Here is a 23,840-nt window from a genome sequence, read left to right on the forward strand (position 1 = left end):
TTATGTCTGGCGCTCTTTGTCTTCCTGCTGCTTTGCTTTCAGCAGGTTCAGGATTAGGATCACCGCTTCGGCTTGCCAGTAGACCGACCATCGGGAGCGCTCTATGGTCAGCATCCCTCTAAAAAGGGCTTGGAGACTTCTGCCACGGAGCGAAAGAGGCGGAAATATGGTATTCTTGACTGACGGACAAGGCCGAGAGCGGAACTATTCGTTCCGCGGCAGAAGAGGCTGGGAGCCTCTGTCGGACCTTTTAGACTACGAAGAGAACGGATGAAACGAAGAGATGAAACCAGCTTTGCCAGTCGGCAAAAACGATACGGTCACGCTCGATATCATCGGGCTGACGCATGAAGGCGAAGGGGTAGGTCGCGTCGACGGCTTTACTCTATTCGTCCAGGGAGCGCTGCCGGGCGAGAAAGTCACCGCCAAGGTGCTCAAGACCAAGAAGACCTATGGATATGCCAAGCAGCTGGAGCTGCTCCAGGCAAGCCCGGACCGGGTCGAGGCTCCGTGCCCGATCTACAAGCAGTGCGGCGGCTGCCAGCTGCAGCATATGAGCTACGAAGGGCAGCTGGCCTGGAAAAGGCAGCATGTCATCGACAGCCTGGAGCGCATCGGCAAGCTGACCGTGGCCGGCAGCTCGCGGGCGGTTGAAAGCCGCGAGACCGCTGAGTCCGGCGCTGCTGCTGCCTCCGAAGACCATGGCTCGCGCGCAGGCGTGATCGTCCATCCGACGATCGGGATGGACGAGCCATGGCGTTACCGGAACAAGGCGCAGGTCCCCATCGGCATGGCGATGGCGGACCTGGACGGAGGCGCGGCCGGCAGCCTGATCGGCGGCTTCTACGCCCGCGGCTCTCACCGCATCGTCGACATGGACGCGTGCTTGATCCAGCACGAGAACAATGACTCTGCGGTGCGGCAGGTCAAAGCCATCGGCAACCGCGTCGGCATCTCCGCGTACGACGAAGCCACAGGGCGCGGCATACTCCGCCATGTCGTCGTCCGGACCGGATTCGTGACCGGCGAGATGATGGTCGTCCTCGTCACGAATGGCCCGCGCATTCCGCGCCTGGAGGACTGGATCCAGGGCATTCGCGAAGCTCTGCCCGCAGTGACGAGCATCGTGCAGAACATCAACAAGCGGCAGACCAACGTCATCTTCGGCGACGAGACGCGCACCCTCTGGGGCAGCGATGTCATCTACGACGAGCTCGACGGGATCCGCTTCGCCATCTCTGCACGTTCGTTCTATCAGGTCAATCCGGCGCAGACGCTCCGGCTCTACCAGTCCGCCGTCGATTATGCCGGCTTGACCGGCAGCGAGAATGTCATCGACGCCTATTGCGGCATCGGGACGATCTCGCTGTTCCTGGCCCGCCGAGCGGGACATGTGTATGGGGTTGAGATTGTTCCGGAGGCAATCGAGGACGCCAAGCGGAACGCTTCATTAAATGGCATTGAAAATGCATCGTTTGAAGCGGGAGCTGCCGAGGTTGTCATTCCGCGCTGGCGCTCGGAAGGCATCAAGCCGGACGTCATCGTCGTCGATCCGCCTCGCAAAGGCTGCGACGAGCAGCTGCTGGATACGATTCTGGAGATGAAGCCGGAGCGGGTTGTATATGTGTCGTGTAACCCAGCGACCTTGGCGAGGGATCTGCAGGTGCTTGAAGCCGGAGGGTACCGGACGGTGGAGGTTCAGCCGGTGGATATGTTCCCGCATACGGTGCATGTGGAGAGCGTAATATTGATGATTCGAAAATGAGATATGTCAGTATCGCTTAATGAAAAAGTAAATGGTCGGAGTAGATAGCTATTTCTGCTCTGTCCTTTTTTTATTTGTTCTATTATTTCCTATCATAATTTAATGAAAGCAACAACCTGACATGAATAGGCATTTTGATATGGAAGAGGAAGTAACCCTCTGAATATTAATCAATTAACAGTAAAAGTGGAAGGAATGTAGGTTGATTAAGTCGAATTTGTTTAGAACATGAATCAATATGTAACATTATATCAATATGGTCTGTTAAATAATATAAATTGTAATCATAAGGAGAGTAACACATGATCGACAACGAACAGCAATTCTTAAAAGAGCTCGATGACAAGCTGTGGAAAGCAGCAGATAAACTGCGTAACAATCTTGATGCAGCTAACTATAAGCATATTGTTTTAGGATTGATTTTTCTGAAGTATGTCTCTGACGCGTTTGAAGAGCGCCAAAACGAGCTTAAGGACCTGTTTCAACAGGATATTGTTGATAATATTTATTACTTGCCACGAGAAGACTATGAATCTGATGAAGACTATGAACAAGCAATTAATGAAGAACTAGAGCTAATTGAATATTACCAGGAAAAAAATATTTTTTGGGTGCCAAAAGCGGCGCGCTGGGGTACTTTGAAAAGCCTTGTTGCGTTACCCATTGGATCAACAATATGGAAAAATGAGAAGGAGGAGGACGTAAAACTACGTTCTATCTCTTGGCTAATCGACAACGCTTTCGATGAGATCGAAAAAGTAAATATCAAACTTAAGGGTATTCTTAACCGCATTAGTCAGTACCAAGTAGATAACGACAAATTGATTGGACTTATTAATAGCTTCTCAGACACTAGTTTTAGCAACCCTGTATATAATGGAGAACTTCTCCAATTGAATAGCAAAGACATACTTGGCCATGTTTACGAATACTTCCTGGGCCAGTTTGCTCTTGCAGAAGGTAAGCAAGGTGGACAGTATTACACTCCCAAAAGTATCGTAACTTTAATTGTTGAAATGTTAGAGCCCTACAAAGGTCGAGTATATGACCCGGCAATGGGTTCAGGTGGGTTCTTTGTGTCTAGTCAAAAGTTTATTGAGGAACACGCTAAGGAAAAGCATTACAATGCATCAGAGCAGAAAAGACATATTTCAGTCTATGGCCAGGAGAGCAACCCAACTACGTGGAAATTAGCAGCCATGAACATGGCAATCCGTGGCATTGATTTTAACTTTGGAAAGAAAAACGCCGACTCCTTTCTTGATGATCAGCATCCGGATTTACGAGCGGATTTTGTAATGGCTAATCCCCCGTTTAATGTAAGGGACTGGTGGCATTCCAGTCTGGAAAACGATGTTCGATGGAAATACGGAACTCCTCCTCAAGGTAATGCTAACTTTGCGTGGTTGCAACACATGCTTTACCACTTGAACGATAAAGGCTCTATGGCACTTCTGCTTGCCAATGGATCAATGAGTTCAAATACCAATAACGAAGGTGAAATACGTAAGGCATTGATAGAAGCGGATCTAATTGAGTGCATGGTTGCATTACCGGGTCAACTTTTTACAAACACACAAATTCCTGCCTGCATTTGGTTCCTAACAAAAAATAAGAAGAGTGGTAATGAGAAACTTGATCGCACTGGTAAGACCTTGTTTGTTGATGCCCGGAGCCTAGGTTATATGAAAGATCGCGTATTACGCGATTTCGACAAAGAGCAAGATATCAACAAGATCACACATACATTCCACTCATGGCAACGTGGGGAGGGATACAGTAACCAACCTGGCTTTTGCTATTCGGCAACAATAACAGATATACAAGAAAACGACTACGTTCTTACCCCTGGACGTTATGTCGGTGCTGCTGAGCAACAAAATGAGACCGAGCCTTTTGCTGAGAAAATGTTAAAACTTACGAGTCGGTTAAAAGCTCAATTCGAACAAAATGATGTGTTGACCTCAGAGATTAAGAAAAGCATGGAGGACTTGGGGTATGAGTTTTGATTTTAACCAGGTAGGTATTCAACTACCACTAGGCTGGAAAACAATAAAGCTTGGTGATGTTGCTGAGGTAAATGCTGAATCAGTTAAGAAAAGTAATGAACCCAATGAAATATGGTATATCGATATTTCGTCTGTCTCTTCAGGGGAAATGGAAAACCCAAAGAGGCTTAAATATAGTGATGCACCATCAAGAGCAAGAAGAAGATTGAAGAATAATGATATTATTATCTCAACAGTTCGTCCAAACCTACGGCAATATGCAATCTTAGAGAATGTCGGGGAAAATTGGGTGGCATCGACAGGATTCTGTGTCGTTTCAGTTCATGATCCGGAAACTGCATGGTACCTGTATAGTGTGATTACTTCAGATATATTTACTGATCACCTTGTGAGAGTGGCTGATGGTGGAACATATCCAACGTTTAATCCTAGAGAAATTGAGAATGCAATTATTCCATGGCCCGATAGTTACTCGCTGAAAAAAATTAATCATATTGTTAAAGTATTTGAAAAAAAGATAAGTCTTAACACTGAAATCAATCAGACCCTTGAATCCATTGCCCAAGCAATCTTCAAAAGTTGGTTCATAGATTATGAGCCAGTGAGAGCAAAAATGGCTGTACTAAACGCAGGTGGTACATTTAAAGATGCTGAACACGCAGCTATAAGGGTTATTTCGGGAATAGATGATACAGGTCTTTCTGAGCTAAAAGAAAAAAAAACCGATGTTTTCAGAGAGCTTACAAAGGTAGCAGCTATGTTTCCGTCCACAATGCAAGAATCAGATCTAGGTAATATACCTGAGGGTTGGGCAATATCAGAAATTGGTAGAGAAGTAACGGTTGTAGGAGGCGCTACACCATCTACAAGAAATAGTGAATTTTGGGATGGTGGGAGCGTTAACTGGGCAACACCAAAGGATTTATCGAATATAAAAGAGAAAATTCTAATTGAAACTGAAAGAAAAATCACGGAAGAAGGCTTAAAAAGGATCAGTTCTGGATTACTTCCTGCTAATACTGTTTTAATGTCTTCACGAGCACCAGTAGGTTATCTGGCCATTGCAAAAGTGCCATTAGCGATAAACCAAGGATTCATTGCAATGGTGTGTGACAAGATACTGCCCCCTGAGTTTGTTGTACAGTGGTGTGGGTTTCAAATGGACGAAATAAAACAAAGGGCAAGTGGTACTACATTTGCTGAGATAAGTAAGAAGAGCTTCAGTCCTATACCTGTTATAGTTCCATCACATGAATTAATAGAGAAGTACACAAACCACGTGAAACTTATTTATTCTCGAATCGAAGATAATATCTACGAATCAAGGATCCTCTCTCAATTAAAGGAATCCATTCTGCCCAAGCTTCTTTCTGGCGAAATTGAATTGATGAGGGGTAATTGATTTATGGAATACCTAAAGCAACAATTCCATGATTTTTTAAATGAAGATGGAGAAGTATCTATTGCTGGGTATACATTTTACAGAGATGTAATACTTAGGGATTTAGATTCGGATGGTTATCAAGAAGCTTTTAATGAATGGCTTCAAAAAAAACACGAAGAAAACCTGACTAATGCTAATGAGATTCTATCTCGTTTTGATAATAGCGGTAGGTATAGGAAACTTCAGGAAATCTACCGCCGCAGTGCAATAATTCCTTTCGTCGGTGCAGGTTTATCTATGCCGAGTGGTTATTCTAGTTGGACCGCTTTTTTGTATCGGGTGCTTAATGAAACGCGTATACCGCCAGCGGAATTCGATGAATTGATTAAGAGCGGATCTTACGAGGAAGCAGCACAAATTCTATCTGATAATCTTCCTAATGGTTCTTTTCTGGAACAGATTGAAAATGAATTCGGTACTAAGAGAGAGATTGTAGGGTCAGTTCAACGTTTGCCCTATCTATTTAAAAATGCCGTAATTACCACCAACTTTGATTCAGTTATTTCTAAATGCTATTCTTATGCGAATCTTAATTTTGATAAAGAACTACTCGGTGCAGATGCAAAGTATTTATCACGTGAATTAGGCGAAAACAAGCGTGTTCTTGTCAAACTTCATGGTGAGGCAGATTCCTCACGCAACCGAATTTTCACTAAATCTGAATACGATCATCATTATTCTAATCAATCTATCCTGGAGGACGTAATTGAAGTAATTAGCAATAAAACATTACTATTTCTTGGCTGTAGTCTATCAGTTGACAGAACTATTCAGGCACTAACAAATATTGTACAACGCAAAGGTAGCGAAAATGTTCCTAGGCACTATGCTTTCCTTCAACTTCAAGATGAAGAGGAGCGCTTAGCACGACGAGATGTATTAAACGCGGCCAATATCTATCCAATTTGGTATACTGATGATCACAATAAGTGCATCGAAGCATTATTAGAAAAATTAGCAGAGGGGGTTAGTTGAATGAACGAAGTGAATTTAGAACGCCTCTGCCTAGATTGGTTCAAAGAGAACGACTGGGACATATTATATGGTCCAGAAATTGCTCATGATGGAAACAACCCTATGCGAGAAAACTATACCCAGGTACTGTTAGAATCAGACTTGGAGGCTGCATTTTTTCGCATAAACAATCATCTGCCATCAGACTGTTATGAGCAAGTGTTAATGAAGCTTAAGGATCCAACGAGTCTGGACTTAGTTTTAAATAATCGGATTTTTCATCGATGGTTATTAGAAGGCATTCCTGTTGAATTCAAGCGCGATGACGAGTTAGTACATGATCATGCATTTTTATTAGATTTTGACCGCATCTCCCAAAACCGATTTGTTGTGGTGAATCAGTTCACTATTATTGGAACTAAAAAGCCGCGCCGTCCCGATGTGGTGTGTTTTATTAACGGCATACCGTTAGCGGTACTGGAATTGAAAAGTCCAAGTGATGAGAATGCTGATATCTGGGATGCATTTAATCAATTGCAAACCTACATAGGGGAAATGCCCGATCTCTTTATTTATAATGAAGCCATGGTTGTAAGCGATGGTTATACAGCACGAGTAGGGTCCTTAACCGCGAATAAAGAACGCTTTCAGACATGGCGTACGATTAAAGACGAGGATGATAAACCCATACTTGAATGGCAGTTGGAAATACTGGTTCGCGGTTTCTTTAATCGTGAGTTATTTTTGGATTATATTCGTTTCTTTGTTTTATTTGAAACAGACGGCGAGAAGTTTGTTAAAAAGATAGCAGGTTACCACCAGTTTCATGCTGTGCGTGAAGCTGTACGTGCAACCGTGATTGCAGCTAAAAAGCCTCGAGGAGAGGTAATTGCAGAAACAAGAGCAACCTATGGAAAAGAAGTTATTCCAGGTAGCAAAAAAGCTGGTGTTATCTGGCATACCCAAGGGTCGGGAAAGAGTATTTCTATGTGTTGTTACACAGGAAAACTTTTACAGCAACCAGAGATGAATAACCCGACAGTAGTTGTGGTTACAGATCGAAACGATCTTGATAGCCAGCTATTTGCAACTTTTTGTAACGCACAGGATCTCTTAAAGCAAGTGCCCTTACAAGCTAATAGTCGTGATGAATTGCGCCGATTATTAGCCGAACGTGAGTCTGGAGGCATTATTTTTACCACAGTTCAGAAGTTTGCATTACTTGATGAAGAAACTGAGCATCCCTTATTAAGTGGTCGCCATAATATTGTGGTCATTTCCGATGAAGCTCACCGTAGTCAGTATGGGTTAAGAGCTGTTCTAACTGCAAATGGGGATTACAAGTTTGGTTACGCAAAACACATGCGTGATGCATTGAAAAATGCTTCTTTCATCGGTTTTACAGGCACCCCTATATCCCAAGAAGACAAGGATACACGTGCAGTTTTTGGTGATTATGTGTCTATCTACGACATTCAAGATGCGGTAGAGGATGGAGCAACTGTACCGATTTATTATGAATCTCGTCTGGCTAAACTAGATCTAAATCATACAGAGATTAATGAACTATCTCAACGGGTTGAAGAGGTAGTCGAAGATGAAGAAGATCTTGCTTCGCGTGAAAAAACAAAGGGAGAGTGGAGTCGTCTTGAGAAGCTAGTGGGTGCTGCACCAAGGCTGAAACAAGTCGCCGCAGATCTAGTGACTCACTTTGAAACCCGATCCGAAGTCATTGAAGGTAAAGCAATGATTGTTGGGATGAGCCGAGATATTTGTGTTCATTTATATAACGAAATCGTTGCCCTTAGGCCGGAGTGGCATAGCACCGACTCGGAGAAGGGCACTATTAAAATAGTAATGACAGGATCAGCTTCAGATAAAGCCTTATTACAGCCCCATATTTACAATAAACAGACGAAAAAACGCTTAGAGAAGCGATTTAAGGACTCCGGTGACACGCTTAAACTGGTAATTGTACGTGATATGTGGTTGACCGGGTTTGATGCTCCAAGCTGTCATACAATGTATATAGATAAGCCGATGAAAGGCCATAACCTTATGCAAGCTATTGCCAGAGTCAACCGTGTATTTAATAACAAACCGGGCGGTCTTGTAGTTGACTACATTGGGATCGCAAACGAATTGAAGCAAGCGTTAAAAATATATACGGACTCTAAGGGTAAAGGCGAGCCAACCATGCGTGCGGATGAAGCCTACTCTGTCTTTTTGGAAAAAATGGATGCCATCCGAGGCATGTTTGCCAAAACTCCCCAAAATAATGGCATTGACCTTGCTAAGTTTGCTTTAGAGGCTCACAATCTTTTAGTGCCTGCGGCAAACTATGTGCTAGGACTTAAAGATGGAAAGCAGCGGTTTCTCGATCTGGTATTATCCGCAACAAAAGCTTTTTCACTCTGCAGTACCCTTGATGAAGCAAAGGAATTTCATAAAGAAATCGCCTTTTATTCAGCAGTTAAAGCCGCTATTAGCAAATTCACCACTGTTGATAAAAAAAGAACCTTAGAGGATAAGAATTCTGCACTTAAACAGATTATTGATAATGCTATTGTGGCCGAAGGAGTTGCGGATGTATTTGCTCTTTGCGGTCTAGAAAAGCCGAATATTGGCCTTCTTTCGGATGAATTTCTTGAGGATATTCGCCTGATGCCGCATCGTAACTTGGCAGTTGAATTGTTAGAGAAACTGCTTAGAGATAATATAAAAGCCAAAACTCGTAACAATGTTGTACAAGAAAAAAAATTCGTAGATCGCCTACTGGCGACATTGCGCAAGTACAATAACCGTACCATTGAAACAGCACAAGTGATAGAAGAACTGATTCAAATGGCAAAAGATTTCCAGTCTGAAATGACAAGGGAAATTGAATTAGGGTTAAATCCGTATGAGGTTGCTTTTTATGATGCACTGGCAAACAATGAAAGTGCAGTACGTACGCTAGGTGACGAGATGCTAAAGAAGATCGCTATTGAAATAACAGAAAAGCTCCGTCAGTCCACTACCGTCGATTGGCAGATTCGTGAAAGCGTACGTGCAAAATTGAAGATTCTAGTACGCCGCACTTTACAAAAGTATAAGTATCCACCCGATAAAGCCCACGAAGCTATAGAACTGGTAATGAAACAAGCTGAAGTTCTAAGCAACGAATGGAGCAAATAGTGGATCCTACTAACATCAAATTATGACAGACTAAGTCGTTTTAACAGCCAGATGATAGTCTTATAGAATTGATTCATAAAAGTTAGACCCTCTTTTACCAGATAACATAAATCTATAAGAAGAAATACTTGACGCTATTGCCTGAGGCGAAGTAAAGCAAGTAAAAAGCTGTATTATCACACGTCTGCTATAATGTCAGTGATGGGACGAAATTGATAGATCCCATCTTGCGGCTCTCTACAGGGAGTCGTATTTGATTTCTGAGAAGGCATAGAGTCAGGAGTGTCTAGGCTTTGGTGACATTATGTTGCATATTTTAATGTGCGGCATATGGCGATTGTGAGTCGAAGTCAGAAAATATGAGCTAAACGAACCTGCAGGGATGGTAAATGACCTTGATGCACATCAGTCGCTGTTTGTAGGGCAAAAACATGCAAACGTCTCATTTTTTCATGGAGTTGGCTTCAAACTGCAGATTCAGAAGACGGATCTCCCTATGAAAACAGCCTTCACCAACGGGTATTTTTGAGACGTGGCTTGTAGCCCTTCTCTTGATGAAACAGTTTATTGCTCCTGGCAATACCAAAATGTTCAGCTCGGTTGTCAGTCAGGGTGAAGCCAATGAATGTATTATGCAGCAATTCAGGGAAGAAGTTAGGCGCTTTGCGGAGTTGCAAATCGATGACGAGGAAGCTCTTCGAGAAGTGCTTCAGCGGTTAATTGTACGAATAGAGATTGAGCTGGATGGTGAGGTTATTATCCACTATAATTTTGGAAATCCGTTGTCAGCGGGGGCGTAATTTAGCCCCCTGTATTTACGTCACTATTAAGCACTCGACACAGGTGGAGTCGGTGGCGCTGTTAGTACAAAAGGAAAAGTAAAACGGAGATCTATTGGAGGAAATAGGAAAGAGGGGGCACCCTCTTTTTTTGAATCTATTGGTTGACTATGATTCTCTCGGGGTTATAATATACTTTGCTTTAACATGCCGTAAGTGAGTTTTACCGCTTCGGGATAAGGAATTGCCCTAGTTTTCATAGAGAGGTTTTTGATATGACAGATAATTTTTGGCGTGATTTACCACGCCCTTTTTTTATACTGGCGCCCATGGAAGATGTGACGGATGTTGTTTTTCGCCATGTCGTTAGTGAAGCAGCCAGACCGGATGTGTTTTTTACAGAGTTTGCGAATACAGAGAGTTACTGTCACCCGGAGGGGAACCACAGTGTGCGCGGGCGCTTGACTTTTACAGAGGATGAACAGCCCATTGTAGCCCATATCTGGGGAGATAAGCCGGAATACTTTCGTCAGATGAGCATCGGTATGGCGAAAGAAGGATTCAGAGGCATCGATATTAATATGGGTTGTCCCGTAGCGAATGTGGCAGAGAACGGGAAGGGAAGCGGCCTGATCTGCCGTCCAGAAACCGCAGCGGATATCATCCAGGCCGCAAAAGCCGGGGGATTGCCCGTCAGTGTAAAAACAAGGCTCGGTTTTAGTGCCTTAGACGAATGGCGGGGCTGGTTAAGCCATATTTTGCGACAAGACATCGTCAATCTGTCTATTCATCTGCGGACAAGAGAGGAAATGAGCAAAGTAGATGCTCATTGGGAACTGATTCCGGAGATTAAGAAACTTCGTGATGAGGTGGCCCCAAATACACTTCTGACCATTAACGGGGATATCCCTGACCGTCAGACCGGCTTGCAGCTCGTTGAGCAATACGGTGTGGATGGTATTATGATTGGGCGCGGTATTTTTCATAATCCATTTGCTTTTGAGAAGGAGCCGAAGGATCACAGCAGTGAGGAATTGCTTGATTTGCTAAGGCTGCATCTAGATCTCCATGATCAATATTCAGAACTGGAACCACGTTCGTTCAGACCGCTTTCCCGATTCTTTAAAATATATGTCCGTGGATTTCGAGGGGCAAGCGAATTAAGAAATAGCTTAATGAACACGAAATCAACAACTGAAGTGCGTGCGCTGCTCAATGAATATGCAAATAAGGAGCATGATGGGGCGGAGGAAGAAGGAAATTAAGTGGCCAAGTCAGGAGAGGCACCGGACGATTGCGGTAAAGAGTGGTTAGTTCGATAGGGAGAATTCGGCGTAGAAAGTAGAAAAAAACTTGAAGATGTTGAGGATCGGATGAATGGAGACGGGGCAACCCAGAGACAACAATCCTTTCCTCTGTTTTTATATGGAGGGGATTACATGTCCTGGAGCAAAATGAAGCAGCAACTGGAGAGCTTTCTCTGTCCTGCGTTAGAAGGAAGGGTAGAATACCGCGCACCAGGCTACCGTTATTTACCGGATAAAACAGGTATTTGTTACATCTCTGTAGATAAAAAGAACGTACTCAATATGATGGATAAAACCAGCTTCATCAGATGGTATCAGACGGAGCTGGAAATCAAGAATGATCCACATATTCAAATTCCTATCAGCAATGACGATATTGAAGCGGTTAGAAAAGCTGCCAAAGGGACCGTGCCGGAAGATCGTCTAAAAGTAATGGCCAGAAGCAGAATAAGTTCAGAATATGCAAAGGAGCTTTTGTCAGCGCAGGCTTCATTAAGTAAATCAAATTTTATCGTTGTGGCTACTAAGTTTTTATCTACTTCTATAGAGGAAAGCTTAGAGAGCAAGGAGATCTTATTGAATATCCTAGCCTTGGTGGACAGAAGGATTGGAAAAAAGCGGATCTTAACCATGTCCGAGAAGATGAAGTTAAAGCATCCAAGTGTGCAGTATTTCTATGAACTAAGGCGTAACGCATTGTGAAGATAAGTTTTGTTCACACTGTCTACTCCACACATGTGGAATCGGCGTTGGCATTGATGTAAAAGTAATGTAATAGATGAGCCGGAAAGAACGGAGAGACGCTCGGGGAATTCCCGAGCGTCTCTTATTGTCCTTCAGCTTTGTTGATGTTGAAAAGTGATTTGAATTTATCGTCAGCCGCTTGGTCAGCTGCACGAAGAGCGTGACCATATATGTTCATGGAACGTCAAATCGTAAACGAAATTCAGGCTTAATGGAGCGTGTAAAACAGAGGTTTTTCCCGAAAATCTAATGCGACGGGAAGGATTGCGCTTTTTTTTGGGGGTATGGAAAGTCTGGACAATGTTTGGGGAATAGTACTTCATTATGAACTTTAATGGAGCGTAGAGGAATGAAAGTATTATCGATGATTCAACCGTGGGCGACTCTGCTTGTTCAAGGCGAGACTCTCTATGAAACTAGATCCTGGAAGACGCGGTATCGCGGGCCGTTGGCCATTCATGCAAGCCGGAAAGTCGATAAGCAGGCCTGCAAATATGAACCCATCCGTTCTTTACTCGCCAAAAATGGCTATACGGAACAAAACCTCCCTACGGGGGTTATTCTTGCAACCTGCGAGCTTACGAATTGTTATCAAGTCATCGAAGCTGATGATACGTCAGCTACTCTGGATTGCGGGAAGGTCGTGACGGGGGACGACTTCCTGTTAGGCGATTACAGTCCAGGTTATTTTGCGTGGGAAATAGCGGGTTTCCGTCTGCTGAAGCCCTATATTCCAGCGAAGGGAAAACTGGGACTATGGGAATATCCGATAGGCGAAGAGTTGACGATAGGATCGACGGAAATAATCCATTAATGGAGGTTCTGACTTGAATCCCTTATTTTCTCCTTAAGATGCCCCGCGCACTTGCAGTCGATGAGATCAATCAGATGGTACAGCTCTACGCGGATGCAGCCCGCCGGGCTGTTCAGGCAGGCGTAGATATGATTGAGTTTCACGGGGCGCACGGATATTTAATTCATCCGTTTCAATTCCCTTTTACCAACAAAGCTCTTGGGTGCCCGTCGTAGCTGTAGGCATGCTTGAGGACCTGGCACTTGCTCAATCCGTCGTCTGCAGCGAAGAAGCGGATTTAGTGGCGATCGCCCGTGGCATGCTTCGAGATCCTTACTGGACTATCCATGCTGCTCAATCGCTTAGAAGTGAATATACCCATATTCCAAAGCAATATGAGCGGGCTTACCATTAAGGGGAAAATAGGGAGGCTATCGTAATGTCATTGAAAGAGAAGCGCGTCATCGTTGTAGGAGGCACATCAGGCATTGGATTATCGACTGCCAAGGCATTTCTGGATGAAGGGGCAACGGTAGTTATTGCAAGCCGTTCCGCTGCCAAGCTCTCGGAAGCCAAACAAACGCTTGGCGGGAATGTGGAAGCTTACGAGCTGGATTTTCGGAGTGAAGAGAAAGCCGCGGAATTTTTCGAAAAGGTAGGCAAGTTTGATCACTTGGTAATCACCGCTGGCGAAGGCGCGATGGGTGAGTTCCGCGAATTGCCGGTTGAACAGGCGCAAGCTGCCTTCGACAGCAAGTTCTGGGGCCAGTATATCACCGTTAAAGCGGCTATCCCCTATTTGAACCAAGAAGGCTCCATCTCCTTGACTTCCGGCGTTTACGGCAAACGGCCTCCGAAGGGGGCATCCACGCTGGCTGCAATCAACTCGGCGTTGGAGGGGTTGATGCGGGGATTGACGGTGGATCTTGCCCCGATTCGGGTCAATGTGGTTTCTCCCGGAATCGTAGATACGCCTGTCTACGCAGGCATGCCGGAGGAAGACCGGAAATCCATGTTCAACGCCATTGCGAGCCAATTGCCTGTCGGACGGATCGCGCAGCCGGAAGATATTGCCGAAGCTTATGTTTACCTTGCGAAAAACGGATTCACCACCGGCTCCGTTATCCTGATTGAGGGCGGGGCGCTCCTGTCCTAAACTCGAAGGGGCATATATCCAAGGTGATGAAATCCTGCGAATGAGGGAGTGAACGTGAGATAAACCCTTAAAACCGAGGGACGGGCAGTTTTAGGCACGGATATTGACTTTACTTTAGGTAGTAACTATAATGGTTACAACGGTGGTGATGCACTTGAAACAAATAAGCACTCGCTTTTCTATTGCTGTTCACATCCTTTCCCTGATTGCGGTCAGTCCAAACGAATGTACGGGGGACTTCATTGCGGGCAGCGTAAATACAAACCCCGTTATAATCCGGAGAATTATGGGGATGTTAAAAAAAATGGGGTTAGTGGAAATACGGCCTGGGGTTGGAGGTGCTTCTCTACTCAAGGCACCTGAGGAAATTACGCTTCTCGATGTTTATCGGGCTGTAAATGTGATTGAAGACAACCAATTATTCCGTTTTCACGCAGATCCGAATGAGCGATGTCCAGTCGGGGCGAACATTGAGTCGGTTCTCCAATCCGAGTTGAATGAGGCTCAATTCGCTATGGAACACAGGTTGGCGCAAACGACTTTGAGCCAACTCACACCAAGGTTCAAATAAATGAGAGCTCCTTATAAGAGAGCTTTTATTTTATAGACTTGTTGTAACTAATGCTGTTATAACAATGGGTATTACAACAAAATATAAGTGGAGGAATAGAAGATGAAAATGTTGGTCACAGGTGCGACAGGGAAATTGGGAACTATAGTTGTAGAGACGCTATTGAAATCTGTACCGGCGAGTGATTTGGCTGTCAGTGTCCGCGATCCAGAGAAAGCAGAAGGATTGCGAGTTCGTGGAGTAGAAGTTCGTCAAGGAGATTTTGACCGTCCAGAAACATTGGATGCTGCTTTTGCAGGTATCGATCGTCTATTGATTATTTCTGCGGATGGAGACAATGAAACAAGAATTCGGCAGCACACAAATGCTGTTGCTGCTGCAGAGCGTGCTGGAGTTAAATTCATTGCATATACAAGTGCAACGAATGCAAACGAAAGCAAGTTATTCCTTGCTGAAGTACACCGTGTCACAGAACAAGCCATCGTCAAAACGGGCATTCCTTACTCCTTCTTACGCAACAACTGGTACTTGGAGAATGAAATTGCGAGCATTCAAGGCGTGATGGCAGGAGCTCCTTGGGTGACCTCCGCTGGATCTGGCAAAGTGGGTTGGGCACTGCGGCAAGATTACGCGGCGGCGGTTGCAGGCGTATTGGCGGGGAACGGACACGACAATACCATTTATGAACTTTCGGGTAAGCTGATGACTCAAGAAGAACTGGCATCTGCTCTTGGCACGGTATTAGGCAAGGAAGTGCCTGTCCAACAGGTCGATGACGCCGCTTATGCCGACATCATGAAAGGCGCAGGTGTACCCGACTTCGTTATCCCTATTCTCGTAAGTATCCAGCAAGCCATTCGAGAAGGCGCACTGGAGCTCGAAAGCAATGATTTCGAAAAGCTGCTCGGTCGTCCAGCTACGCCAATTAGCGAGGCCCTGACTCAACTAGTGAACGAAATCTCTTAAACAAAATAACTGAACTTTATTGAAAACCGACCTTTCGTAATGTGAGGCCGGTTTTCGATTTATAGGTTCAAATCTTGACGGCCAGCACGGGCGACGGACAAGCTGTCCTGACCTGGAATGCCGCGCAGGGAGCTGTGGCTTACAGTGTCTATCAAGGGACGGAAGCGGTCAGCGTGGACTGCGAGGTAGACAGCCTGACGATCGCGCCGAGTGTGGCGGACACGGGATATGGAATCGTTGCAGTCAGCTGTATGACAGCGTGGGCTTGCTGATCAACGGTCCCCAGTGAAAAAATGATCGTTGGCAGACTCTATTTACCCAGCACAAGCTCCGAATTTTGCATGATTAGTGTAAATCTGAACACTCTGGATATTTGCAAAGTGACGCTAGGAGCAAGGCATTATCCTGGCGTCTTTATTTTTCACTTTATTCGATAGGAAGGATACAGATTCTCAAAGTCGTGACAGTTAAAGTCGAGTCGAAAATCGGGGTAATCATCGATTTGTAGCAAGAGTTTATTTATTCGAATAAAGGTGCTCTCGCAGAAGAAGCCCGAAGGCTTTTAATGAATGTGCTGAAGCTGATTATCCTCCATTCTCCAATTAGAAAGCCGACCTTTGGAAACTTCCGCTTTGAAGATGTTGGTCTTCGGATCGTATATGACTAAACTGGCATTCATGATTTCATTAAGATTTGCGCTTGCCAGCAAATCGTTCGCTGTTTTGTCGAGTGTTGTTTCCGCTGCTGTGCCTACGGTAGCGACTACTTCTTTGATCCCGTCTTGGTCCACATCAACCTCCACGGTATTTGCTTCGATAATTCGTTTGTAATACTTCCACCCTGTTCAATTGCTCTACTAGAGTCGAATATATAACTAAGGACGAATCAGCCATTCCAATCCATAAACCGGGAGAAGATAAAGATGTCCATCGTGCAAGTCAGATCCACCAATCCGCAGTTTTCTTTCCTGATCAAGAAAAACCCCAATTCCGGCATGCTGCTCCGAGCCATTCGCAAAGGGATTGCCTACGGCTGGTACAGCGATGAGCAGACGTTCAATGTCTACTTCAAGGATGCGGACAATGAAATTTCCTATAAGCGGGATCAGCAGGATGACTTTGAGTATTTGAACGTCTCGAGGTACAATACGCCGCAGTTTCCGCTCAATGCGATCAATGAATTCTTTTCAACGCCGCTTAAAAAGGCTGATGAGACGGATGTGGAAGGCTTTGAACATACATTCTTTATCAATATGATCCATATTGAACTGGTTCGGTATATCGATTCTTTCGAGAAGCATTTGAAGGATTTTTCGTTTGAAATTACTCATCACTCGCATAAGAGCTATTCGCTGACGGTGAAGACGAACAAGAGTTTATATGAGCTTCTTCATGTCGTGAGCGTCTTGTGCCTGTTCCTGTCGATGTTCAGCGACGAGTACATCGACATCTCGGACAGCATCCTGGACAAGTACATCAAGAGCTTCAATGTATTGGATGCGCCGTTCTATATCCGCAGCCTGTTTGTACGAAACTTCCTGTCGTCCAGAGATCGGTTCCAGAAATACAAAGCCGAGATGGAAAAGACGGAGCGTTATGCCATCCAGTTCGCCTACGGCGGCACGGCTCAGCAGCGGAGGAATTATATCGGCAGTGCGCTTGCCTTTGATAAATCGATTTTGGATGTCGGCTGTGGAGAGGGCTTCTATGCAATCCCCTTTGCAGGGAAAATCGAGGGCACTTATTATGCGGTCGACATCAATGAGGAGCTGCTGGAGAAGGTCAAGCGCAAAGCGGAGGCCAAGGAAATCGACAATATCGTTACTCACACTTCACTGGCACAGTTTCTGGACAACTACAACGGCGAACAGGTCGATGTCGTGATGACGGAGGTCATAGAGCATATGAGTCAAGATGAAGCCAAGGAGCTCATTCATCTGATTGGCGCTCATGTCGATTTTGAACGATTCATCCTTACGACTCCGAACGCGGATTTCAACCGCTATTACGAGCTGAGCGGCTTCAGGCATGACGACCACAAATGGGAGATGGGCGAAGAAGCGTTCCGGGAGTGGATGCTTGATGTGCTCAAAGAAACAAACATGCTAGCCGAATTCGTTGCCATCGGAGACGGCATCGATGGCATCAAGACAACGCAAGGCGCCATTCTGAAGAAGAGAGGAGCATGAAGGATGAACATTCAAACGAAGGTGCATACGATCTTCATGCTGGTCGGGTCGACGGAATGCGGCAAAACCACGTTCGCGAAGGAAGTGCTGATTCCAGGGCTGCGATTTGAAGATAACAGCCGAAATGCGAGGGCCAACATTCAATACCTGTCCTCGGATCAGATTCGTCAAGAAATTCTTGGCTATGAGTACGACAAGTACGACCAGGTAATGCTCGAATCCAGCGAGCAGGCATTTCATCTGTTGTTTGAAAGACTGAAAGCAGCTACCTCCTTCCCGGTCAATGCCGAATTCGTCATTGTCGATACGACCGGACTGGCAGAGGATTTCCGAGCAAAGGTGAAGGATGTCGCCTTCCAGAACAATTACCATCTCGAGGTGATCCTCTTTGATTACCGGAAGCGGGAAGACTATTATGCTTCGGAGCGTTCAAAGAAACTGATTACGAACCACCTCAACCGGTTGAAAAAAGAGGTTCTCGGTTCGCTGGCTCGCGAGGATTACGACAGAATTCATAAGGTGCGCGCGAAGGACTTTGTCCAAGGCGAGATGAGGGAAGTCAACCCGGAGTACAGCGTTGTCATCGAGAATCTTGAAGCTTACCTGGGGACCATTCTGCCTCAGGACCAGCAGTACATCATCATCGGAGACGTCCATGAATGCGTGGATGATCTGAAGGGGCTGCTGCTTGATCATGGGTACAAGATCGTCGAGGGCAAGCTGACTGCTTCCGATAAGCTGAAGCACACCAAGCTAGTTTTGGTCGGAGACTGGATCGACAAAGGCAAGCAGACGAGGGAAATCATTGAATTCCTGTACGACAACCGTGACCACTTCTACTTTGTTCTGGGCAATCATGAAAACTTCGTCGACAAGTATTTGAGAGGTGAGATCAAGGGAGTCGAGTCGAAGCTGTTGTATACCTATTTTGACTCGACGCAAGTATTGAAGGACGACTCCGATCTTTTTGAGAAGTTTCAACATTTGGTGAAGCTGTCGAAGCCTTTTTACCGATATGCGGGTATGAAAGGACCATCTTTTTATGTGACGCATGCCCCCTGCAGAAATAAATACATCGGCAAGCTGGATCCGAACTCTGCTCGGCATCAGCGCAACTTGCGCATCGACCGGGAAGCGCTGCTTGAGCAGCAGCTCGCTTTTCTGCAGGAGGAAGCGGTGCGAAATCAGCCTTATCACATCTTCGGCCACGTCGCGGCCAAAAAGTCCTTCCGTATCCGCAACAAGCTCCATATCGATACCGGCAGCGTGCATGGCAACCAGCTGACTTCCGTGAGCATCTCGTTCAAGCCTTTCTTGAAGTCCCGGAAGTCCCGGGAAGTCGTCGTATCTGAGGAACTCCAAACTTTGTTCAAGGAGGAGCGGAAGGTATCTCTCAATGACCTTGGGGAAGAGGAAGCTCGAAGGCTTCATTATTGCTCTCGCAATAAGATCAACTTCATCTCGGGCACGATGTCTCCTGCAGACAAGGACAGGGAGACAAATGAGCTTGAATCCTTGAAGCGCGGACTGCATTATTTCAAGGAGCACGGTATCGAACAGGTGGTGCTCCAGCCGAAATATATGGGATCAAGATGCAATCTTTACTTGCATAAGGAGCAGGAGCAATGCTTTGCCGTCAGCCGCAACGGCTACAAAATCAAGCAAGTCGACTTGTCGCCGATTTATGGGAAGCTGCTTCATAAGTTCGGCAGCTATATGGAGGAGCATAAAGTGTCGGTTCTGGTCCTGGATGGAGAGCTTCTTCCGTGGAAAGCGCTTGGCGAAGGGCTGATCGAGAAGCAATTCAAGATAATTGAAAAAGCGCTGGAGACGGAGCTCGATTTGTTGAAGCAAACCGGGTTTGAATCCGCTTATAACCGATTATTGGCTGAATATGACGCAAGCGGATTTGAAAGAGACCAGCATCACATCGCCAAGTCGGCTCTAAGCGACAAATATGGCTCAAACGTCTACCAGAACTACAAGCATGTCCATGAGATCCGCAGCGGCTACGTTCCCTTGATCGAACATGTAGAGGCTTACCAGGTCTATAAGAGACAACTGGAGCTGTATGCGGGCAACGAGGAAATGGACTTCAAAGCTTTTGCCGTCCTGAAGATCGTGCATGAAGATGGAACCGAACAAGTTCCGCAATGGAGCACATCGGAGATGTACGCGTTTCTGTCCGACGATGAGTCGCTGTTGCTAGATTTGTCGGGGGCTGACGCTCTCGAGCAAGCGGAAGGCTTTTTCTCCAAGCTTACGGTTGAAAACCATATGGAAGGTGTCGTCATCAAGCCGGAGCATTGGAGCGGGCAGACGGTTCCCTATATGAAGGTGCGAAATCCGGAGTATTTATCCATCATCTATGGATACGACTACAGGTTCAAGCATAAGTACGATAAGCTGCTCAAGCAAAAGAGCATCCATCAGAAGCTCCGCACCTCTCTAAACGAGTATAAGCTGGGGATGAGAATGCTGGAGATTCCCTTTGATGAAATATCGCCGAAGCATCAGGGGTATAAAGAGATCGCGGCGAATCTTCTTTTCGAGGTGGCGCAAGAGAAGGAGATCGATCCGCGTCTATAGCTTAGAGAAGGCCTGAATCCGGCTTGGAATCAGGCCCTTTTTTATCATGGCAGGAATCGTTGCTGTATAACGTCTGCCTTGTTCGAAGCTTTAATCCTCATGCAAAATAAGCTCTAGCACGTACGCAGCAAGTTTCCTACTAAAGAGGGGATACCATGATGATATCGGGTGATATAGGCCGACAAATTGCCGAGGAATTAAAAAGAATAGAACAAGATGAGAATGTCAAAATCCTCTATGCTTGCGAGTCAGGCAGCCGGGCTTGGGGCTTTCCTTCCACAGACAGCGATTACGATGTCAGGTTCATCTATATTCGTTCCCAGGCGGATTATCTATCCGTCTTCGATAAGAGGGACGTCATCGAGCGGCCTATAAGCAATGACTTGGACATCAATGGCTGGGATCTCAAAAAAGCCTTGAAGCTGATGTCCAAATCGAATCCATCTCTGCTGGAATGGCTTCAGTCCCCTATAGTCTACAAAGAGGAGCCATCCATAACCGGGAATATCCGTGAACTTTCCAAATCTGCTTTCTCGCCGAGAGCTTGTCTTTACCACTACATGCATATGGCCAAAGGGAACTTCCGGATGTATCTGCAGGGTGATCAAGTCAAAATAAAGAAATATTTTTATGTGCTTCGTCCCGTCCTGGCTTGCGAATGGATGGAAAGATTCAACAAAATGCCGCCCATGGAGTTTGAAGTGCTGGTCGACACCCTTCTTCCGGAGTCCAGTCCGGTAAGGAAAGAAGTCCGCCATTTGCTTGATCGAAAAAAATCGGGAGAAGAAATGGATGAGGAGCCCAAGATTTTTGCGATTCACGAATATTTAGAAGATAGATTGGCAGCTCTTGAACGGGCAGCATCAGGATTCGAGGCTTCGGGTCAGATCGGATCCGAAGCATTGGATGATTTATTCCGGTCGGCGCTGAGGGAATCAGGGTCCAGTTGATCACCGCACTATTGAGGTTGAATAAGAAATAGCCAAAAGCCCCTCGAAAGGGGCTTTTAGTTTGTTTCCATTTCGCTGATTTCGACCCCATACCGCCGCAAAGCCTTCTCCGCCGTCTCCCGCATCCTCTGTTTCAGGTAGTGCCCCTGAACGATTCGCACCCTCTTGCCTAGGAAGCGAAGCTTGGAAAGCAGGAAATCCTGCTCATCCCGGGGATAGCTCAGCGTCACGCGATAGCTGTCCTCCTCGGCATCATAAGCAACCTCCTTCTCAAAACAAGAGAAGGCGTACATGATCCTGGACAGCTCCTCGTTGTACTCCCGCACAATCTGAATGATCGTTTCACCCCGATGACTCTCCAAGTAAATGCGCGACGCTCTCATCCATCGCTCCCTCTCCATCGTCTCCAGAGTCTCCGCCTGGACAGAATGAATCCCGTTCAAGCGGCTCCTCATCAGCATTCGGTGCTGCTGAGAATACCAAAGAAGATACCATTCCCTCTTTACCATGGAATACTCCAGCTTGTAGGGCATTCCCTTTTGAGCCGTCTGGGCGCTCCCGTTTTTATACTCGTATGTAATCCGGAATCCGCTGCGGGATACGATCAGCTGACGAAGCTGGCGCAGATGGGGATGGTAGACCTGGCGCTCGTGGCTGCCTGCCCTTGAGATGAGGGCAGACCCGGGCTCAAGAGCCTGAACCCCTTCGAGCAGTCGCTCCAGCTTGAGACGCGTCTCCGGCATGAGCGCCTCGGATGCGGCAGGATGGAGCAGCATCCCCTTCAGCCATGACCGTTCATGGGAGGTGACCGTCGAGATGCCGCCGTCCTCCAGCCGGGAGGCGATCTGGTAGTTGAATATTTTTTCAAACGGATTCATAGTAGGACGCAATCTCCTTCCATTCCTGAATCATCTGCGCCCGCAGATGGCGGGGCTCGACAATCTCGCAGCTCGATCCGAAGCTCCGCAGCCAAGGCTTGATCTCCGTGATTCCATTCACGACGATCTCATAGAGGAAGGAATTGCTCTCCTGCTCTTCCTCCACGATTTCTCCCCACTGTCCCTGCAGCAGCACGCGCTCCCGCACGAAGTTGAACCCGGCGCCGGGATTGAAGAAACGGGCGCGAACCTTGATCGGCCGCCCTGTATCGATGAGCCAGCTGTAGCGAATCGCATCTTCCAGCTGGATAATTTTCATGGACATCTCATCTTCCGATACGGCTTCTTCCGAATCCATTCCGATGATGCCTTCCAGCCGGAACTTGATCAGGCTCCCCTTTCCCCAACCAAGCAGATACCAGCGGCCATATTGGTGGTCGTAGACGACCTTCAGAGGGAGCACATGGTTTTTACGGCCTTGGGCTTCTTTCTCGAATAGAGGATTCGTATTGCGGGAGGAGTAGCTCTTCTCCGTCTTAGGGGAGAAGTAAAGGAAGGAAATCCGCCGGCGTTCCCGAATGGCGCTCAGGATAGGGAAGAGATGAGCTTCATCCAGAATCCGGGAATAATAATGATACTTGTAGCCGAAGGAAGCGAGCTCGCCCGCTCCCGGCTCGGCGCTGCGGGAGAGATGCTTCTGCAGTCCCTCTCGAAGCAGGTAACCTTGGACGGATGGAATCTGCGTGTTGGCCATGATATCCACGAAGTCATAGAGATCTAGCAGTTCTTCGGCAGACAGCTCGCGAATGAGGTCGTCGTTCAGCCGGTAGCGGGAAGGCCGCCCGCTGCCGGCTTTGCAAATGACGCCGACTTCCTCCAGGTATTTCAGATCCGATCGGATCGTCTTCTCGTCCGGAGCGGCAAGGTCGGCAGGGAGAGCGGCGCAGCAGAAATCCAGAAGCTCCATGACGGTAAGCGAACTTTCCTTGAGAGCTCCAAGCAGAAGAGGGATTCGAACGGACTCCGATGCCTTTACGGACTTGGCGCGAAACAGAAACAGCAGCATTGGATCGGCCGCACCGTGGTAGCTGTAACGCAGCTGATCGGCAAGATCGAGACCCGCATCGCCGGCGCCAGCCATTGCTGCTCCAGCGGCTTCCTTAAGATTCCGAATGGTCTTGTCGACGGTCGGAATCGATACGCCAAGCCGGTCTGCCAGCTGGCTCCGCGTATAGGCTCCGCTCGTCAGCACAAGCATTCGCAGGAACTGGATTTCTTTGTCGAAGCTCTCTCTGGCCATGATGGATGACGCCCCCATTCGGAATCGATGCTCACTTGCACGGTCAAATGTCCGTTCATTGTAGCAGTCAAATCAGGAGCTGGAAAGCAAAACAAAAATAAAGCCATGCATGTGGAAGCTGTAATACTTTCGCCATGTTCGGGCTTGATAAAATCGGTCAAGATAGGAGGCAAGGAAAGCAGCCCGCTTGCTGCTCTTCCGATCATCGAGGCGCCAGGAAGGGTTACTCCGCCAAATTCGATTGCGACGTGCCGCCGGGTTCGACTCCGG

General features: G+C 46.6%; 19 protein-coding genes and 1 pseudogene. 17 read left to right on the forward strand and 3 right to left on the reverse strand.

All coding sequences use genetic code 11. The features are described from left to right. Positions 1-283 precede the first annotated feature (283 nt). The 14 genes and pseudogenes from rlmD to PHU01S_RS17295 all read left to right on the forward strand — a co-directional run bounded on the left by rlmD (position 284) and on the right by PHU01S_RS17295 (position 15,937). Positions 284-1,765: a 23S rRNA (uracil(1939)-C(5))-methyltransferase RlmD gene (rlmD, locus tag PHU01S_RS17230; RefSeq protein ID WP_127508769.1), complete on the forward strand. Its 1,482-nt coding sequence runs from the start codon at positions 284-286 to the stop codon at positions 1,763-1,765. Between the two features lie 302 nt (positions 1,766-2,067). After that, on the forward strand, positions 2,068-3,774 hold the full coding sequence (locus PHU01S_RS17235; protein ID WP_127508772.1) for a class I SAM-dependent DNA methyltransferase: 1,707 nt from the start codon (positions 2,068-2,070) through the stop codon (positions 3,772-3,774). Beyond that, complete coding sequence (locus tag PHU01S_RS17240; protein WP_127508775.1) at positions 3,764-5,176, forward strand: restriction endonuclease subunit S; 1,413 nt, start codon at positions 3,764-3,766, stop codon at positions 5,174-5,176. Before PHU01S_RS17235 ends, PHU01S_RS17240 begins: the two co-directional genes overlap by 11 nt. 3 nt (positions 5,177-5,179) lie before the next feature. After that, a complete protein-coding gene (locus PHU01S_RS17245) occupies positions 5,180-6,193 on the forward strand; it encodes an SIR2 family protein (RefSeq protein WP_127508780.1) in 1,014 nt (337 codons plus the stop codon). Next, positions 6,194-9,349, forward strand: coding sequence for a type I restriction endonuclease subunit R (locus PHU01S_RS17250; RefSeq protein WP_127508783.1), 3,156 nt, complete (start codon positions 6,194-6,196; stop codon positions 9,347-9,349). 554 nt (positions 9,350-9,903) lie between these two features. Beyond that, a complete protein-coding gene (locus PHU01S_RS17255; protein WP_127508786.1) occupies positions 9,904-10,149 on the forward strand; it encodes a hypothetical protein in 246 nt (81 codons plus the stop codon). 254 nt (positions 10,150-10,403) lie between these two features. After that, positions 10,404-11,393, forward strand: coding sequence for a tRNA dihydrouridine synthase (locus tag PHU01S_RS17260; RefSeq protein WP_127508789.1), 990 nt, complete (start codon positions 10,404-10,406; stop codon positions 11,391-11,393). A 174-nt stretch (positions 11,394-11,567) separates the two neighbouring features. Continuing rightward, on the forward strand, positions 11,568-12,137 hold the full coding sequence (locus PHU01S_RS17265) for an SF0329 family protein (RefSeq protein WP_127508792.1): 570 nt from the start codon (positions 11,568-11,570) through the stop codon (positions 12,135-12,137). Between the two features lie 391 nt (positions 12,138-12,528). Then, positions 12,529-12,993, forward strand: a complete 465-nt coding sequence (locus PHU01S_RS17270) for an ASCH domain-containing protein (protein ID WP_127508795.1) — start codon at positions 12,529-12,531, stop codon at positions 12,991-12,993. A 35-nt stretch (positions 12,994-13,028) separates the two neighbouring features. Beyond that, positions 13,029-13,387 (forward strand): annotated as a pseudogene (locus tag PHU01S_RS17275) (oxidoreductase); the annotation flags it as partial. 24 nt (positions 13,388-13,411) lie between these two features. Beyond that, a complete protein-coding gene (locus PHU01S_RS17280; protein WP_127508798.1) occupies positions 13,412-14,128 on the forward strand; it encodes an SDR family oxidoreductase in 717 nt (238 codons plus the stop codon). Between the two features lie 154 nt (positions 14,129-14,282). Then, positions 14,283-14,699 carry an Rrf2 family transcriptional regulator gene (locus tag PHU01S_RS17285; RefSeq protein ID WP_127508893.1) on the forward strand — a complete coding sequence of 139 codons (417 nt, stop codon included), beginning with the start codon at positions 14,283-14,285 and terminating at the stop codon, positions 14,697-14,699. Positions 14,700-14,801: 102 nt separating this feature from the next. After that, entirely contained in the window at positions 14,802-15,665 is an 864-nt protein-coding gene (locus PHU01S_RS17290; protein WP_127508801.1) for an SDR family oxidoreductase, read from the forward strand. Positions 15,666-15,739: 74 nt separating this feature from the next. Continuing rightward, on the forward strand, positions 15,740-15,937 hold the full coding sequence (locus tag PHU01S_RS17295; protein WP_127508804.1) for a hypothetical protein: 198 nt from the start codon (positions 15,740-15,742) through the stop codon (positions 15,935-15,937). Positions 15,938-16,227: 290 nt separating this feature from the next. Here the strand turns inward: PHU01S_RS17295 and PHU01S_RS17300 are convergent, their stop codons facing one another. After that, positions 16,228-16,455: a hypothetical protein gene (locus tag PHU01S_RS17300; protein ID WP_164763099.1), complete on the reverse strand. Its 228-nt coding sequence runs from the start codon at positions 16,453-16,455 to the stop codon at positions 16,228-16,230. A 132-nt stretch (positions 16,456-16,587) separates the two neighbouring features. On the opposite strand from PHU01S_RS17300, the gene PHU01S_RS17305 reads away from it, so the two are divergent. From PHU01S_RS17305 to PHU01S_RS17315, 3 genes are all read left to right on the forward strand, one after another. Continuing rightward, positions 16,588-17,853: a class I SAM-dependent methyltransferase gene (locus tag PHU01S_RS17305; RefSeq protein WP_127508810.1), complete on the forward strand. Its 1,266-nt coding sequence runs from the start codon at positions 16,588-16,590 to the stop codon at positions 17,851-17,853. Between the two features lie 3 nt (positions 17,854-17,856). Further along, positions 17,857-20,442 carry a metallophosphoesterase gene (locus PHU01S_RS17310; protein WP_127508813.1) on the forward strand — a complete coding sequence of 862 codons (2,586 nt, stop codon included), beginning with the start codon at positions 17,857-17,859 and terminating at the stop codon, positions 20,440-20,442. 155 nt (positions 20,443-20,597) lie between these two features. Next, positions 20,598-21,392: a nucleotidyltransferase domain-containing protein gene (locus tag PHU01S_RS17315; protein ID WP_127508816.1), complete on the forward strand. Its 795-nt coding sequence runs from the start codon at positions 20,598-20,600 to the stop codon at positions 21,390-21,392. A 56-nt stretch (positions 21,393-21,448) separates the two neighbouring features. Here the strand turns inward: PHU01S_RS17315 and PHU01S_RS17320 are convergent, their stop codons facing one another. Together PHU01S_RS17320 and PHU01S_RS17325 are read right to left on the reverse strand one after the other, a co-directional pair. Further along, positions 21,449-22,270, reverse strand: coding sequence for a WYL domain-containing protein (locus PHU01S_RS17320; RefSeq protein WP_127508819.1), 822 nt, complete (start codon positions 22,268-22,270; stop codon positions 21,449-21,451). Continuing rightward, complete coding sequence (locus tag PHU01S_RS17325; RefSeq protein WP_127508823.1) at positions 22,257-23,570, reverse strand: helix-turn-helix transcriptional regulator; 1,314 nt, start codon at positions 23,568-23,570, stop codon at positions 22,257-22,259. The genes PHU01S_RS17320 and PHU01S_RS17325 overlap by 14 nt, the downstream gene beginning before the upstream one ends. Positions 23,571-23,840 lie beyond the last annotated feature (270 nt).

The organism is Paenibacillus humicus NBRC 102415, from assembly GCF_004000905.1.
Lineage (GTDB): Bacteria > Bacillota > Bacilli > Paenibacillales > Paenibacillaceae > Paenibacillus_O > Paenibacillus_O humicus.